The organism is Proteus sp. G2618 (genome assembly GCF_009915995.1).
Lineage (GTDB): Bacteria > Pseudomonadota > Gammaproteobacteria > Enterobacterales > Enterobacteriaceae > Proteus > Proteus terrae.
Genome location: NZ_JAABNI010000026.1, coordinates 326,496 through 341,616, shown reverse-complemented (window position 1 = coordinate 341,616; position 15,121 = coordinate 326,496). Strand labels below are relative to the sequence as shown.

Here is a 15,121-nt window from a genome sequence, read left to right as displayed (position 1 = left end):
ATTCCATCTCTCTTATCTTTTTATCTGTTTTAACTGAATATCTTGTTGTGCTAATACTTCACGCAAACGAGCCATATCGCCCTTTTGAGGAATACCTGTAAGGTAAATACGTCCTTGGTTATCCATTGAGAGATCAAGCACTTTATCTTCTTCGGTCACGCTTCTATCAAAGGCACTAAAACGCGCACGCCCCATCGCTGTTAAGCAATGAAGTTGCTGATTATCACTGCCTCGTAACATCAAACTTTGCGTGGTTTCCACTTGATATCGACCACTCATCAACGCATCAATTAAGCCTGACATTTTAGTGACTTGAGGTTCTATCTCATCCCAGTGATAACCACTGTAAATAAAAATATCCCCTGTGAATTGCTGACGTAGCGCGATTAATAACGCATAAAGCGCCTCTGGCTGTTCAAAAGGTTCACCACCCGAAATCGTAATACCATCAGCAAATGCAAACCAAGGTTGAATTTGTTGAATAAGTGCATCAACTGAGGAGCTTTCGGCTTTGCTTTCCCATGTATCTGGTGATAAACAGCCTTTACAGCGTAAAGAGCATCCTTGAAACCAGATACCAATTCGTTTTCCTGGCCCTAATGTTGTCACTGGAAAGTGAATCCGAGATAAACTGATCTGCATTAATTTGCCTGTGGCACCAAAATAATATTGGTCATTTCACCTATTTGAATATCCGCAATTTGATAGGCTTTTCCTACTGCTAAATCACTGTCAAAAATAGCCCTTGAGAGCGGGTTAATTAAATAAACCTCTAATTGGTTACGAATACCACGGCCACCATTTGATAAATCAGATAAACAGTAGGATTTTAACGTTGATTTAGCCGCCTCTGATATCGACAATGTAAGCGATTGTTTATCAAGGCTAGATAAGATATTTGCTACCATTTGTTCAAATATCTGCTCTGCGACATCTTCTCGAATAAAATCAAAAACGATAATGTTTTCACCTATACGGTTTAATAATTCTGGTCGATTTAAAACTAATTTAAAATGACGCTCTATTTCACTTTTTACTTTACGGCTGACATTTTCAAACGGTTCATGAGGCAGAACATTCGCCACTCTTTCACCATTATTATCAACGCGATAAATTCCAAGGTTTGAGGTGAATATAATTAAAGCTTCAGAAAAATAGACGCGATCACCACGCCCAGAGGTTAATACCCCATCATCAATAATTTGTAGGAATTTATCCATTAAATGAGGATGTGCTTTTTCTATTTCATCAAATAACACAACACTAAAAGGTTTTTCACGAATAGCATTGGTTAATTCACCACCAGAGTCATAACCGACATAACCTGGAGGCGCACCAATTAAACGTTGATCTGCATGTTCGGCACTAAATTCAGACATATCAAAACGAATATAAGCACTTTCATCACCAAACAGCAGTTGTGTCACCGTTTTCGCTAACTCAGTTTTACCTACACCCGTTGGTCCTGCTAAAAATAGCACGCCCCGAGGTCTTCCGCCTTTATTGCTACCGACACCCGTCATTGCACGCTTAATAATATCTAATAAATGCATGACAGCATGTTGTTGCCCTTTAACACGACGTTGTATAACTTGTGGTGCGTTACGAATTTTTTGTTTATCGATTTTTTGCCAAGGATCTTCCGTAATACCGACTTTGTAACGTCTTACCGCATCACTAATTCGCGTTATTTCCACTTCTTCGATACGCGCTAATTGCACTATCGCGACTAAATCCAGCAGTAATAGCCCCTCTGTTTCATCAATAAAATCATTAAGAAGTGACTCTTTTTCACTCTCAATAAGCGATGAAAATCCTGCCAATGACACCAATAAATTAGGTGCTAGCGCTCTGCGGATCTGGCTATCGGGTTTTGCAACAGGAATGGCGCGAATTCGAGGATTATTAACGGTAAACCAATCCGGTAAATCAGTCTCTTTTTCCACTACCCAAAAAACGCTATTAAAGAAAGGTTGATTATGTTCGCCGGCGGGTCTTGCTTTAGCTTGATGAGAAGTCACTAATGCTCGTGTAAATAAGCTATGTTCGGCAGGCGTAAGATTATCACGATGAGAAAGCAAGCAAGAGGCGAAATCGATACATAACGCAATCGGCTGACCTGTTATTGTTTGCCATTTTTCTAATACGCTATTTAAACTGTCGATATTGCCTGATGCGCGATCGCCCGTAACTGTTAATCCTAATTGTTGCATTAACATTGCGCCATCTTGTAAAGATTGCGTAGGATTAGCTACCCATTGAAAACCCGTTAACGGCGTGTAAGTGATGATATGAACGTAACCCACTTCATACAAACTGTTATAAAGTGTCTGGTTAAAAGGCAGTGGTGTTATTATATTGGGCGCAATTTCACTGGCTTGTAAGTCGCGTACATTACCAAATAACACAAACTGGCTTTTCAATGGAATAAAGCGAAGTAAATCACGTAACCAGCGTGGTTTTTGAAAAGCAGTATTCATATCATCCCTTAATGAAAATAAAATATATCTTACCTTAGTTCCTCAATATACAGGCTGTTTATATTGAGGACAGTGTTAATTATCTAGAGAGTTTGATCATAAAAATGAAAATAGAGCCATAAAGACTCTATTTAAAATAAGTGTTGTTGTAAGCCACATTACCACCAGCGATGAAAATGATGTACAGGGCCGAAGCCTTGTCCAACTTCTAAACTATCGGCATGTTCTAGCGCTTGTTGTAAATAGGCTTTTGCTTGTTCAACACAAGTTTGCCAATCAGAAACTTGAGGACGAATAGCCGCTAAAGCGGCTGAAAGAGTACATCCTGTACCGTGGGTATTTTTTGTATTAACGCGTTTTGAAGTAAATCGCCACTCGCCATCTTGAGTAAATAACCAATCAGGGCTTTCATTTTTAGTTAAATGCCCCCCTTTCATCAACACCGCTTTGCATCCTTGTTTTAGTAATGCATAACCTTGTTGTTTCATCGTTATTTCATCTTTAGCGACCTCACAACCTAGCAGTGCGGCCGCTTCAGGTAAATTAGGCGTGATCAAATCAACCAAAGGCAAAAGCTGATTAACCATTTTATTAACGGCATCAGGCTGCAATAGCGGATCACCACTTTTTGCAATCATTACGGTATCAAGTACAACAAAAGGAATGGCATATTGCTGAAGTTTGTTACAAACCACATCAATAATCGCGGCATTAGAGAGCATACCAATTTTGGCACTATCAATGCGAACATCAGACAAGACAGCATCTAATTGAGCGGCAACAAAATCGGGGGATAAATCATAAACACGACGGACACCACAGGTATTTTGAGCAACAAGTGCTGTCATTACTGTCGTGCCATAAACACCCAGTGCGGAAAATGTTTTCAGATCAGCCTGAATACCTGCACCACCACTAGGATCGGTGCCTGCGATAGACAATGCATTGAATCTCACTGATTAACTCCTCCTTTCACCAGTTACAGAAAAGTCGGGCTCTGTTAATCAGCAGAGTTACCTTGACTTCCCTACGCTGGCATTATCCAGATCAGGTTATACGGGTTCATCTCAGCCATAAGGCGCCCCGAGCCAAAGCCTGTAAATTCAGGCGATAAGGAGTATCGCACGCTCAAGATAAAGATGCTAGTTTGATAGCTAATCACGATTTATTAACTCTCTACTTTTGAGGCTTGTTATTCAGTAAGATAAATCAGCTCAGGTTGTATATAATAAATACTAAGCTGATGGCTTGTATTGCATGACACATCAATTTAAGGAATATATTTCCTGAAAATATGTGAATAAACATTATTCGCACGTTTTTGCTTTAGGATAATCTGCACAAAAAACCGACACCTTACTAAATAAAACGCTCACCACTTAAACGATTTATAAACCAACAAAGAATTTTTCTTTTTTTTATTTAACTCTTCTTATTCATTACTCTATTATCCTGCTGGAAATTAATCTCTTTTGATAAGTTGATGTTATTAATATTAAATTTATCTCAAGTTGATATCAATATTTCAATTAAGTCATAAAAATAGATATTTTGTGGATTTTTTCTGTTGAAGATGACTAAGCCTAAATTATATCTTACAGGCCTTATTTATTAGTTATTTATTTAAAATCTAATAAAAACTTAATTTTTTATTAAAAACAATACATTATCATAAAGAATAACAGCATTTAATATCAGACAAAATTACGTTCATAAGTACAATAAATCTATTTATTTTCTTCTTAACCGATTCTAATCCCTTAAGATTTTATTTAAGAAGTAAAGTTTCAGATACCTCTTATCTTAAATACTTGTCGATTAAATAACACTATTAGTAATGTTTATTTGTCATCACCAGAATCACTGTTTATGCCGTACTCGGAGTTATATTATGTCATCATCCTATTTTCACTCTAGCGTATTAGCAACCACGTTGTTTTCGCTTGCGTTAACAACAACTGCTTTCGCTTCTGAAAATAATACAAATACCCATCAGACTATTACGACAGAAAACCAACAAGTCACCAGTAATGCATCTCAATTTAATAATGAAGAGAGCTACTGGGGAAAATTTAAGCGTAATGTCAATCAAACTTGGGATAACGACCAATATAATTACTATTTACCAGTATGGACTTGGCATAACCGTTTTACTTACGATAGAGAAAAAACTAATCGCTATAACGAAACACCTTGGGGTTTTGGTATGGGTAAATATCGTTATGACAATGACGGTGATTGGCACTCTCTTTATGCGATGGCATTTATGGACTCAAATAACCGAGTACAACCTATTATGGGCTATGGTTTTGAGAAAATGTGGTATCCCGGCGATAAAGACGGGTTCCGTATGGGGGCAGGATTTACGCTAAGCATTACAGCGCGCCATGAATACAACTATATTCCTATGCCACTTCCTTTACCGTTAGTTTCTGTCGGCTACGGGCATCTTTCACTACAAGCAACCTATGTACCAGGAACTTATAACAACGGCAACGTGTTATTTGCTTGGTTACGTTGGCAGTAGTTTCCTTATTTTTGTCTATCAGAATAAGTGTAAGCAATAAAAATAGAACATAAAAAAACGCATCATTTAGATGCGTTTTTCTTATTCAGCAAAATGACTCAATCAATCTGTAATAACTTAAATATCTTGGCTTGCTTGAGTACTATTAGGTGCTTTCTTCATACGGGAAATCTTAAATCCAACCCATAAGAATGCAATCCAGAATGGCATTAAAATCACCGAAATATTCACTTGTGGCATAAATAAAATAATCACTAAAATCATGCATAAGAAAGCAAGGCAGATATAGTTACCATATGGATACCAAAGTGCTTTAAAGAAAGGCTCTACACCCTCTTTGTTTTTTGCGGCTCTGAATTTTAAATTCGCCAAACAGATCATAATCCAGTTAAGCACTAACGTGGTTACAACCAATGCCATTAATAGCTCTAATGCCTGATCAGGTAATAAGTAGTTAACTAAAATACCCAATGAAGTCGCAATTGCAGATAACAGTAACGACACGACTGGCACACCACGTTTATTAATACGAGAGAGTGCATGCGGTGCATTACCCTGTTTAGCCAAACCATAAAGCATGCGACTATTAGAATAAACACCACTGTTATAAACAGACAGTGCCGCTGTTAATACCACCGCATTTAAAATATTCGCGATTAGGAAATTATCCAAGTTATGGAAAATCAGAACGAATGGGCTTTCACCTTTAACAACTTGAGTCCAAGGATAAAGTGAAAGTAACACTAATAGCGAACCGATATAGAAAATTAAAATACGATAAACAACTTGGTTAGTCGCCTTCGGGATACTGACTTTTGGATTTTCAGCTTCAGCAGCGGTGATCCCCACCAGCTCAAGTCCACCAAAAGAGAACATTACAATGGCTAATGCAGACATAAAGCCCGTAAAACCATGAGGGAAAAAGCCTAACTCCCATAAATTACTGACAGAAGCTTGAGGGCCACCATTACCACTCGCCAGTAAGTAGCTTCCAAACAAAATCATCCCGACAATCGCCAATACTTTAATAATGGCAAACCAGAACTCTGTTTCACCATACATTTTCACGTTAATCAGATTAATTAAGTTGATTGCCACAAAGAAGATAGCAACAGAAACCCAAACAGGAATATCAGGTAACCAATAGTTAATATATTTACCTGCTGCGGTTAATTCTGCCATGCCGACAAGAATAAACATCACCCAGTAGTTCCAGCCAGATAAGAAGCCTGCAAATGGGCTCCAATATTTATTAGCAAAGTGACTAAACGAACCCGCAACTGGCTCTTCGGCAACCATTTCGCCTAATTGGCGCATGATCATAAACGCAATAAAACCACCAATAGCATATCCTAAGATAACTGATGGACCTGTCATATTAATTGTTTGCGCTATACCAAGAAACAGACCAGCGCCGACAGCACCACCCAGCGCAATTAGCTGGATATGTCGATTTTTCAGACCGCGCTTAAGTTCTGTCTGTTGCGACTCTCTCGCCATACATCCTCTTCTCTTTATTATTTTATCAACTTAACGTGTAAACTAATATTTACGATTTTGTTTATTTCAAGCCACCATTAAAACACTATTCTGACTTGAATAACAAATACATTTTATGCTAGGCGAAAAATAATAAGAAAAGCTATCTTTTAGTGATGTTTAGAGGGGAATAATGTGGTAAAGCGACAAAGACCTTGTTGGAAATCCTCTCCACGATCGCAAAAATTATCTAAAGCCACAAGATAGAGGCCAAAGGTAATGGCTAATGCAATAATTAAGCTAATAATTATTTTCTTTGCGTTCAATTTAAAATCCTTTAAATACATTTTGTTAGTATGACTTATCACATTATAAGCATTCGCTTAAATACGATAACAAGACAGGGAGTTGTTGTTATAAAATCCGCAATCAATTATCTCTATGAGTAAATTTAGCATAACTTTCATTATGAAAGGTAAACGCTTCCTCGACAGACTTCAGATAATTTGCATTATTTCGCTCTAAACTGTATGTAAAATGACCTTATATTATTTAATTACACATTTTGCCAACGATTTAGAGATAGCTATCCATTAATATGGATTTCTCTGTCTGCCATTTTTTGTATAAGATTAGGGAGTTAATTTTGATTTTTACCTTAACTTCATTGATAGAATGGAACTGTAATGCCACAAGATAATCATCTCGCATTGGTTTGCGCGCTAAGTAAATGGATTGAGGAGCATTTAGGCCGTGTTATCCATCTTGAAGAGTTGGCGGCTTATTCTGGGTATTCTCTTTGGCACATGCAGAAAATCTTTAAAGAAGTCACAGGCACCTCTTTAGGAAAGTATATCCGTCAGCGTAGATTAGCTGGCGCTATTCATTTATTACGTACCAGTGAGCGCTCTATCTTCGATATCGCCCTTGATTTCGGCTTTGGTTCACAATCTCACTTTACTTATATGTTCCGTAAAGAGTATGGCATCACGCCTTTCGATTTTCGGCAAAATCAAGAGATCGTTTTAGAAACCAAACAGCCTTTACATTTACAATCACCTTGTTGTGATTAACCCTTCCATTTATGTGGCATTATGCAGATAGCCTTTAATGTCACATAAATAATACTCAAGCTATGTGATGATAGACCGCTTCGCCCTTCCTTTATCATGATTGCTTTTATTTAATATGGGGATGCTAATGAGTATTAAGCTTATCGCTATTGATTTAGATGGAACCTTGCTCAACAAACAACACGAAATTACGCCTGAAGTAAAACAAGCAGTTCAGCGAGCAAAAGAGGCTGGAGTTAAGATTGTATTAGCTTCAGGACGCTCCTTTAATGGCATCTCTCCTTATTTAAAAACACTCGGTCTTGATACCTCTGATTGTTACTGTATCAGCAATAATGGTAGCCAAATCCATCAAGCAGATAACGGTGAGGTTATTATTCAAGATCTGCTCAATTTCGAGGATTACCTCTATTTTGAAAGCCTTGCTCGTGAAATAGGCGTCCATTTTCACGTTATTAGTGACAATAAGATTTATACCACCAATAGTCATATTAGCCATTTCACCTGCCAAGAAGCCTTTTTATCTTGGACACCGCTTTATTATCGTCCACTGAATGAAATGCAAACGGATATGTATTTTAGTAAGTTTATGATTGTTGATGCACCTGCTGTTTTAGATAATGCCATTCAATATCTTCCTACTAATATTTATGAGCAATATAGCATATTACGTAGTGCTCCTTATTTTATTGAAGTGTTGAACACCAATGTTAATAAAGGGAGTGCGGTTCAAAAAGTGGCTGAACATTTAAAAATTACACCAGAAAAAATCATGTGTATTGGTGATCAAGGTAATGATTTAGCAATGCTAAAATATGCTGGTTTAGGTGTTGCGATGGGAAATGCCCCTGAAGAAGTGAAGAAAGTCGCCAAATTCGTCACACTTTCTAATGAAGAGCACGGTGTTGCAGTCGCTATCAATAAATTTATTTAAACACGATCTTTTTTGTGTTTTATCGTGAATGTCTACAAAATTATATAGCAATTGTGATCCTTAGCAGAGGATCACACTGCTTTTCGACCAAAAACATAGCCTTTTATTATTCTATAATTGCTGTTAAATGAGCGTTAAATCTGCCTTTCTTCTTACATATCCTTCAGAATTTGTTACTATCAATTCACTTTTCGTTATTCAAACTGCATTTTCACAACATATTAAGCTGTTAATTAAGCTAGATGTAGAATAACAAATATAAATCATTTATATATTTTCTTCACAGACAGGTAGTTTAAGTTATGCTTTCTACAAAAGATATGCTCGTTCTTGGAATGATGGTTTTTGCACTATTCCTTGGCGCTGGCAATATTATTTTCCCCCCTATGGCGGGTTTTCAATCAGGAAACCTCTGGTTTAGTACATCTTTAGGTTTCCTTGTTACTGGTGTCTTACTCCCTTTCCTAACCTTAGTTATTGTTGCAATTCGCGGGCGTGGTGAGCGTCTTTCTGTTGATTTGCCTTCATGGGTTGCCGTTATTTTCTGGGTAGCACTGTATCTTATCGTAGGCTCTACTTTTGCAATGCCTCGTGTCACCAATACCGCTTATGAAATGGGTTTCTTACCTTTAGGGCTTATTGAGAAAAATACGGTAACACACCTTACTTTTGCACTTATTTTCAATATCACTAGTATGTTCTTCATGCTAAAACAAGGCACCATGATCAGCGCCATTGGTAAGTTTATGACTCCGGCACTGTTAGTCCTGCTGGTGGTTGTAGGTATTGCTGTTGTGGCTAAACCGATTTCCCCAATTGGTGAGCCAACAGGTCTTTATGCTGTTAATGGTTTCTTCTCTGGCTTTATTGATGGCTACCAAACCATGGATGTCCTTTCTGCTATGGCGTTTGGTGGTATCGTGGCTCGTGCTTTATATACCAAAGGTATTACTGAACCGCGTCAGATCGGTTTTATTACCGTAAAAGCCGGCATGATTTCAGTTTTACTGTTAGCCGCGCTTTATCTGTGCCTTTTCTACTTAGGTGCGACAAGCCACTCTGTTTCTGTCTTTGCTGATCCTGCTCTTAATGCCACTAACGGTGGTCAAATTTTCTCACGTTATGTTGATGCATTATTTGGCTCTGTGGGTACTTGGCTGATGGGTGGTATTGTTTTATTAGCCAGTATGACAACACTTGTGGGTGTAACAAGTGCCGCTGCAGACTACTTTGCGACATTCCATCATCGCTTAGGTTATCGTTTCTGGGTTGTGGTATTTACATTAATGACCACAATCGTATCAACTTTTGGTCTTGATACATTATTACGAGTGACTATTCCTGCATTATTAATGATTTATCCAACATCAGTCACATTGGTATTACTACAATTTATTCGTAATAAATTAAAAGCACCCCGCTTTACCTATCGCTTTACCATTGCAATCATTGTCTTAATGAGTCTTTTCGATACATTGAAACAATTGAAATGGTTAAATGCTGATTTACTACAATTATTTAGCTATATCCCGCTTTCTGATTATGGTTTAGGTTGGGTATTACCAGGTGTGATTGCATTCGTAATTTCGCTGGTTGTTAGCTTAAACCTTAAAGAAGAAAACCTTCCAGTAGGAAATACAGCAAAATAATCAACATATAACACCTAATTTCTAATACTGATTGTAAGTTGATAAAAAAAGCGTCTGCCAAATTTTATATTGGAGACGCTTTTTTATTGTCTACTTATCACAGGATATTTTAAGTTCGGTATTTCTCAATCAATGCCCTTAAAATCGCTTCTGATTGAGCATCAGGGATGCCATTGGCTTTCGTTGATCTAAAATGCATTTGGAAAGCTTTTACCACTTTTAGTGCTTTATTATCTAACACACCATTTGTTGGTGTTTGATAACCATATTGCTGTAATAACTTTTGGAAATTTGCCACATCAACCGGCTCTGAAGGATCTCTACCCGCTAAATAAGTTTGCACTAATTCCTTATCAGGCCAAGCACCTATTCCTTGATTTGCTAATCTTTCCCAAGGGAATAAAGGTCCCGGATCAACTTTTCTTTGAGGTGCGATATCGCTGTGACCTAAAACGTTTTGAGGTTCGATATCATAACGTTCAATAATATCTTTCATCACGACTGACATAGTCACGATTTGATCTGCGGTATAAGAATACCAATACCTAAACTTACCATTATCACGGTAACCCAGATTGACTATCTCAATGCCAATAGAGCAATTATTTAGGCTAGTTGCATCTCCCCACTGACTAATGCCTGCATGCCATGCGATTTGTCTTTCATCCACTAATGAAGTGATCACTGGTTTTCCGTCAATAGATGAAGGATGTGTGGGGATCAAATAATGGCTGCTAACTCGTCCCCCAGTAAGAACCTTAAGTGAGCGTTCATCATCTAGCGCGGTATAGTGCATCACTAAATATTTTACACAGTCATTAGCTTCCTGCTTATTAGGAATAACTTTAACTATATATTCACCTCTATCAATAAATTCTGGTTGCTTGGCACAACTGGTTAAGAGGCTTATTGCAATAAGTAATCCTATGTAATACCGACTAGATCTCATTTCTGATCCTTGATTTAATATTCCCAAAGTTAAATTGTAATAAAAAAACCCATATTAAAGAATATGGGTTTTGTGTTTTGACGCTTTTTTATTATTGCTTTAGTTATTGCCCACTTTTTCACATCGAACTAAAGGCTCATCAGGAATAATATTCTCATCCCAAATTCCTTCTTCAATATCATCTTGCAACTCTGGATATTGGCGAATATCAAATGTAGGCAGTAAACCGGCTTGTCGTTGCTGGTTATAATCTTTAACTAATTTTAAGGCGACACCAGAAAGCAAGATGATTGCGATTAAATTAGTCATTGCCATTAATCCCATTGAGAGATCGGCCATTTTCCAAACAAGAGGCATATCCGCTAAAGCGCCAAACATCACCATTGCTAAAGCCGCTGAACGTAAAAGAAACAGCCCTGTTGTGTGATTGCGCCCAAGAAAAATCATATTACTTTCAGCATAAGCATAATTAGCAATAATAGAGGTAAAAGCGAAGAAGAAAATGGCAATCGCAATAAAGGTACTTCCCCAACCTCCCACACTCGATGACAATGCCAATTGGGTTAATTGAATCCCGTTAATACCTTCAGGATAACTATCGAGTACGCCTGATGATAAAATGATCACCGCAGTAGCACTACAAATAACTAAGGTATCCATAAAAACACCTAGCATTTGAATATAGCCTTGAGATGCTGGATGTGGTGGATAAGGTGTAGCTGATGCCGCAGCATTAGGTGCCGATCCCATACCTGCTTCATTAGAAAATAGACCGCGCTGAATACCTTGTGTCATCGCTTGGCTAATACCGTAAGCAATTGCACCTGCGGCAGCTTCTTGTAATCCAAAAGCACTTTTAAAAATTAAAATGAAAACTTCAGGTAAGCGCTCAATATGATCTGCAACAACCCAAAATGCTAATAATAAATAAGCCGTTGCCATAATAGGAACAACTAACTCAGCAACTCGTGCAATCCAACGCAAGCCACCAAAGATAATAAATCCGCTGGTTAGTACTAAAAAGATCCCCACATAGAGTGGATCAAAATTAAAGGCAGAAGCTGTGGCTTGAGCAATAGAATTGGCTTGAACAGCATTAAAAACTAAACCGAAGGCGATAATCAAGAAAATGGCGAAGAGAACACCCATCCAGCGCATTTTCAATCCTTTAGTCATATAATAAGCAGGACCACCACGGTAATTGCCATCATCATCTTTTGTTTTATAAAGTTGCGCGAGCGTACTTTCTATTAATGATGTCGCCATACCTATTAAAGCAACGACCCACATCCAAAAAATAGCGCCAGGGCCACCCGCTGTTAAAGCAATCGCGACTCCCGTCAAGTTTCCAGTACCTACGCGCGCAGCTAAACTGGTGCATAATGCCTGAAAGGAAGAGATCCCTGATTTATCTGACTTGTGGCTATTTTTTAAAATAGAGAACATATGACTAAAATGTCGGATTTGTATAAATCCAGTACGGATAGTAAAGTAAATACCTACTCCAAGAAGTAAGTAGATAAGAACATATCCCCATAAAATGTTATTCGCAAAGTTTATTAGCCCTGTCAAATTAATCCCCTTATATAATAACGTATATAACCTATCCTTACATCGCTATTGAAATAAAAAAGTAAGCAGATATCGTGTAATTGAGTCAATTACTGAATCGAATCCGTCTTAAAGTAATATCAAAGATTACTGTGTGAAAAGCGAACTAAATGTAACACAACATTGTGTGATATGTATATTTTTTGTTTATTTTTTTACATGTTATTATTTTATTTTAATTATCTCGTTAACTAAAATAAACAATATTGCAAAATAAAAAAACCATACATATCATTAGGATAAATAATTATTTCTTTATTTTATTAACTCGAAAAAGTAAAGTAAATACTTTAGTCATTAAGTTAATCAGTCATTTTAGAAAAAAATAAACAGATTAAAAAAACATCAATTAATAACCTTTTCTATTTATCTAAAATAAGATTTAAATGAACTATTAAAGTGATTAATTAAAGTGTTTTTTTAATATCTAATTTAACATTTTGATATTTAACATTTAAGAAATAAAGATTTTTACAACAATTAACAATAAATATTTTATATTGTCTCATTAATAAAATGCTTTAATATTAATAAGATATTAAGGTAAGATAAAAAACAAACTTTGCATCCTTATTTTATCATACTTCCCCAATGTATTAATTCTAACATGGTTTGTTATCTTACATTTTTAAGAATACTGTTGATTAGTTTCTCTTCTCTTTTTTATTCACTTGCTATTCATTAATAACTCTCTTCTTTTTTGAACATTAATTAAAGTTTAATAACGCTTTATTTCATATTAATAAAAAAATGCAGAATCACGTAAGTTTACCTATTAACCATTTGGTTAATTTTATTTATACTATGTTTTTCCCTGGTGTTGTATTAATTTTCGCCCTGTTTCCCCAACAGGGCATTTTTTTATCCCAATATTTCAGCACCTTACCATAACCCCTTGTCAAGTAATACAAAATGAAAACACATGAAATATTTAATTGATAAATTAACATTATTTACTTATTTTTAATGCAAAATCCTTCATTATTTTCTTTGATCTAAGTCAAATTAAACATTCATATTATTTACTCTTTTCATAGGTAAACTGCTTTTTTCTCCATTTTAAAATCTATTTAATAAGGGTTAAAAATATTTTTTTTATCATTCGCCTTATTTCAATTACCCACAAAGTGGTATAACAATTAAAGAGGAATAAGATTTTATTGTTATATTTAATTACCTTGATTAAAAATTGACCCAAATAAAGTACATCATTTTTAATGCACATTAATGACTAATATCTTTATTTGCTTGCATTAATAAGCATGCTCTTTTACCTTACTTATATCGTTACAGAGGGATAAATAATGGGTTATAACCTTTCAGAATTGACACAAGAAGAAAAAGATAAGCTAAATATAAGTTTAGCTGCTTCAGGCGTCGCTTTTAAAGAGCGCTATAACATGCCCGTTGTAGCAGATGCTGTTTTAAGAGAACAACCTCAAGCTTTTCAAGCCTTCTTTCAAGAAAGGCTAGTATTTTATCGTGCAAGAAGCCAACACTATTCTCGTTTACCTTATGAACCTCCGGTAAAAAAATAGCAAACACTCAGCACGACTTTAATAATGATAAAAAAAAGAGATAAACCAAGGTTTATCTCTTTTTCTTTCAATAGATTAACGACAACTCACTATCATCTATCAATTATTTAGGAGAAACATAAGTAATCGTATTGTCATCACAATTGACTTGAACATTGTAACGAAGGTCTGTTCTTGCTCCTCTTACATTCAATACCATCTGATAGTTATTATTCATCTTGATAACTTCATTCGCATTGATACTAGCAACAGGTTTTGACCCTAACGCATTCTTATCATCTTGCCAGCGAGGTAGACGATTCTGTAAATAATCATTCTTTACTCGTGTAACAAGTTGATTGTTATCTAAATTAACGCAACTCGCAAAGGGAGCGGAACGCACAATATCGTCATTAACCTTTTCGATACTTTCTGCAGATACTCCAAAAGAAACAGCAAGTAAAAGACCTGCTCCAAGTATCCCTGTTTGACCAACTAACTTGCTTAATTTCATATAACCTCCCGAAAATATCTTTTAAAACAGGATGTGTTTTCAATAAGCATAGCATATGGTTAATAACACAATTGTGACATTTGTTAAAAAATTGTTTTATTCATTCTCATCATCAAATACGATGGATACAGATTCACGGGTTGTATGTTTCTCTCTTAATTCTTGAGCGACTAACTGAATTGCCTCTCCGCTACTCATTCCCTCAGCCATAAGAGATTGAATTTTTTCTACTGCTTTTTGTTGCTCTTCATGTGTTAATGTAGGCATTCCTAGAAACATAATGTTACTCTTATCTTTATTAACGTCTATTTTGTATTTACATGAATGTAATCTTTTTGATTACAATTTATTGTGCGAATAATACAACACATTTTGTTTATATGGTCAT

Annotated in this window: 14 protein-coding genes and 1 riboswitch; of the genes, 5 read left to right on the top strand and 9 right to left on the bottom strand. The window is 36.2% G+C overall.

The window, feature by feature from the left end:
• Nucleotides 1-12: 12 nt before the first annotated feature.
• From GWJ01_RS18175 to thiD, 3 genes are all read right to left on the bottom strand, one after another.
• Entirely contained in the window at nt 13-642 is a 630-nt protein-coding gene (locus GWJ01_RS18175; protein WP_161711430.1) for a 4Fe-4S single cluster domain-containing protein, read from the bottom strand.
• Nucleotides 642-2,480, bottom strand: a complete 1,839-nt coding sequence (locus tag GWJ01_RS18170) for an AAA family ATPase (protein ID WP_161711429.1) — start codon at nt 2,478-2,480, stop codon at nt 642-644. The genes GWJ01_RS18175 and GWJ01_RS18170 overlap by 1 nt, the downstream gene beginning before the upstream one ends.
• A gap of 158 nt (nt 2,481-2,638) precedes the next feature.
• Nucleotides 2,639-3,436, bottom strand: a complete 798-nt coding sequence (gene thiD, locus GWJ01_RS18165) for a bifunctional hydroxymethylpyrimidine kinase/phosphomethylpyrimidine kinase (RefSeq protein ID WP_161711428.1) — start codon at nt 3,434-3,436, stop codon at nt 2,639-2,641.
• Between the two features lie 51 nt (nt 3,437-3,487).
• Nucleotides 3,488-3,576: riboswitch (TPP riboswitch) on the bottom strand.
• A gap of 795 nt (nt 3,577-4,371) precedes the next feature.
• Here thiD and pagP point away from each other — a divergent pair.
• A complete protein-coding gene (gene pagP / locus GWJ01_RS18160; protein ID WP_161711427.1) occupies nt 4,372-5,007 on the top strand; it encodes a lipid IV(A) palmitoyltransferase PagP in 636 nt (211 codons plus the stop codon).
• A gap of 117 nt (nt 5,008-5,124) precedes the next feature.
• Here pagP and GWJ01_RS18155 read toward each other — a convergent pair whose 3' ends face one another.
• The gene (locus GWJ01_RS18155; protein ID WP_161711426.1) at nt 5,125-6,507 is read right to left on the bottom strand and encodes an amino acid permease; all 1,383 of its coding nucleotides are present in this window, start codon (nt 6,505-6,507) and stop codon (nt 5,125-5,127) included.
• Nucleotides 6,508-6,656: 149 nt separating this feature from the next.
• Nucleotides 6,657-6,812: a PhoP/PhoQ regulator MgrB gene (gene mgrB, locus GWJ01_RS18900; RefSeq protein WP_226892284.1), complete on the bottom strand. Its 156-nt coding sequence runs from the start codon at nt 6,810-6,812 to the stop codon at nt 6,657-6,659.
• Between the two features lie 360 nt (nt 6,813-7,172).
• Here mgrB and GWJ01_RS18145 point away from each other — a divergent pair, with 360 nt between their 5' ends.
• The 3 genes from GWJ01_RS18145 to brnQ all read left to right on the top strand — a co-directional run bounded on the left by GWJ01_RS18145 (nt 7,173) and on the right by brnQ (nt 10,142).
• On the top strand, nt 7,173-7,559 hold the full coding sequence (locus GWJ01_RS18145; RefSeq protein WP_006533085.1) for a helix-turn-helix domain-containing protein: 387 nt from the start codon (nt 7,173-7,175) through the stop codon (nt 7,557-7,559).
• Between the two features lie 127 nt (nt 7,560-7,686).
• Nucleotides 7,687-8,493, top strand: a complete 807-nt coding sequence (yidA, locus tag GWJ01_RS18140; protein ID WP_161711425.1) for a sugar-phosphatase — start codon at nt 7,687-7,689, stop codon at nt 8,491-8,493.
• 302 nt (nt 8,494-8,795) lie between these two features.
• A complete protein-coding gene (gene brnQ, locus GWJ01_RS18135) occupies nt 8,796-10,142 on the top strand; it encodes a branched-chain amino acid transport system II carrier protein (protein WP_161711424.1) in 1,347 nt (448 codons plus the stop codon).
• Nucleotides 10,143-10,251: 109 nt separating this feature from the next.
• On the opposite strand, the gene GWJ01_RS18130 is transcribed toward brnQ, so the two are convergent.
• Both GWJ01_RS18130 and GWJ01_RS18125 read right to left on the bottom strand, forming a co-directional pair.
• Entirely contained in the window at nt 10,252-11,091 is an 840-nt protein-coding gene (locus tag GWJ01_RS18130) for an N-acetylmuramoyl-L-alanine amidase (RefSeq protein ID WP_161711423.1), read from the bottom strand.
• Between the two features lie 99 nt (nt 11,092-11,190).
• Nucleotides 11,191-12,663 carry an alanine/glycine:cation symporter family protein gene (locus GWJ01_RS18125; protein ID WP_161711422.1) on the bottom strand — a complete coding sequence of 491 codons (1,473 nt, stop codon included), beginning with the start codon at nt 12,661-12,663 and terminating at the stop codon, nt 11,191-11,193.
• Nucleotides 12,664-14,006: 1,343 nt separating this feature from the next.
• Here GWJ01_RS18125 and GWJ01_RS18120 point away from each other — a divergent pair.
• Entirely contained in the window at nt 14,007-14,240 is a 234-nt protein-coding gene (locus tag GWJ01_RS18120) for a DNA polymerase III subunit theta (protein WP_088495265.1), read from the top strand.
• A 103-nt stretch (nt 14,241-14,343) separates the two neighbouring features.
• Here GWJ01_RS18120 and yebF read toward each other — a convergent pair whose 3' ends face one another.
• Both yebF and GWJ01_RS18110 read right to left on the bottom strand, forming a co-directional pair.
• Entirely contained in the window at nt 14,344-14,733 is a 390-nt protein-coding gene (gene yebF, locus GWJ01_RS18115) for a protein YebF (RefSeq protein WP_088495264.1), read from the bottom strand.
• A gap of 96 nt (nt 14,734-14,829) precedes the next feature.
• Nucleotides 14,830-15,012, bottom strand: coding sequence for a YoaH family protein (locus tag GWJ01_RS18110; protein WP_069367593.1), 183 nt, complete (start codon nt 15,010-15,012; stop codon nt 14,830-14,832).
• Nucleotides 15,013-15,121: the final 109 nt, after the last annotated feature.

Excerpts from the sequence above, each read along its gene's own strand:
- GWJ01_RS18175 (WP_161711430.1), bottom strand. The coding sequence starts at position 642 with ATGCAGATCAGTTTATCTCGGATTCACTTTCCAGTGACAACATTAGGG.
- GWJ01_RS18170 (WP_161711429.1), bottom strand. The coding sequence starts at position 2,480 with ATGAATACTGCTTTTCAAAAACCACGCTGGTTACGTGATTTACTTCGC.
- pagP (WP_161711427.1), top strand. The coding sequence starts at position 4,372 with ATGTCATCATCCTATTTTCACTCTAGCGTATTAGCAACCACGTTGTTT.
- GWJ01_RS18155 (WP_161711426.1), bottom strand. The coding sequence starts at position 6,507 with ATGGCGAGAGAGTCGCAACAGACAGAACTTAAGCGCGGTCTGAAAAAT.
- GWJ01_RS18145 (WP_006533085.1), top strand. The coding sequence starts at position 7,173 with ATGCCACAAGATAATCATCTCGCATTGGTTTGCGCGCTAAGTAAATGG.
- yidA (WP_161711425.1), top strand. The coding sequence starts at position 7,687 with ATGAGTATTAAGCTTATCGCTATTGATTTAGATGGAACCTTGCTCAAC.
- brnQ (WP_161711424.1), top strand. The coding sequence starts at position 8,796 with ATGCTTTCTACAAAAGATATGCTCGTTCTTGGAATGATGGTTTTTGCA.
- GWJ01_RS18130 (WP_161711423.1), bottom strand. The coding sequence starts at position 11,091 with ATGAGATCTAGTCGGTATTACATAGGATTACTTATTGCAATAAGCCTC.
- GWJ01_RS18120 (WP_088495265.1), top strand. The coding sequence starts at position 14,007 with ATGGGTTATAACCTTTCAGAATTGACACAAGAAGAAAAAGATAAGCTA.
- yebF (WP_088495264.1), bottom strand. The coding sequence starts at position 14,733 with ATGAAATTAAGCAAGTTAGTTGGTCAAACAGGGATACTTGGAGCAGGT.
- GWJ01_RS18110 (WP_069367593.1), bottom strand. The coding sequence starts at position 15,012 with ATGTTTCTAGGAATGCCTACATTAACACATGAAGAGCAACAAAAAGCA.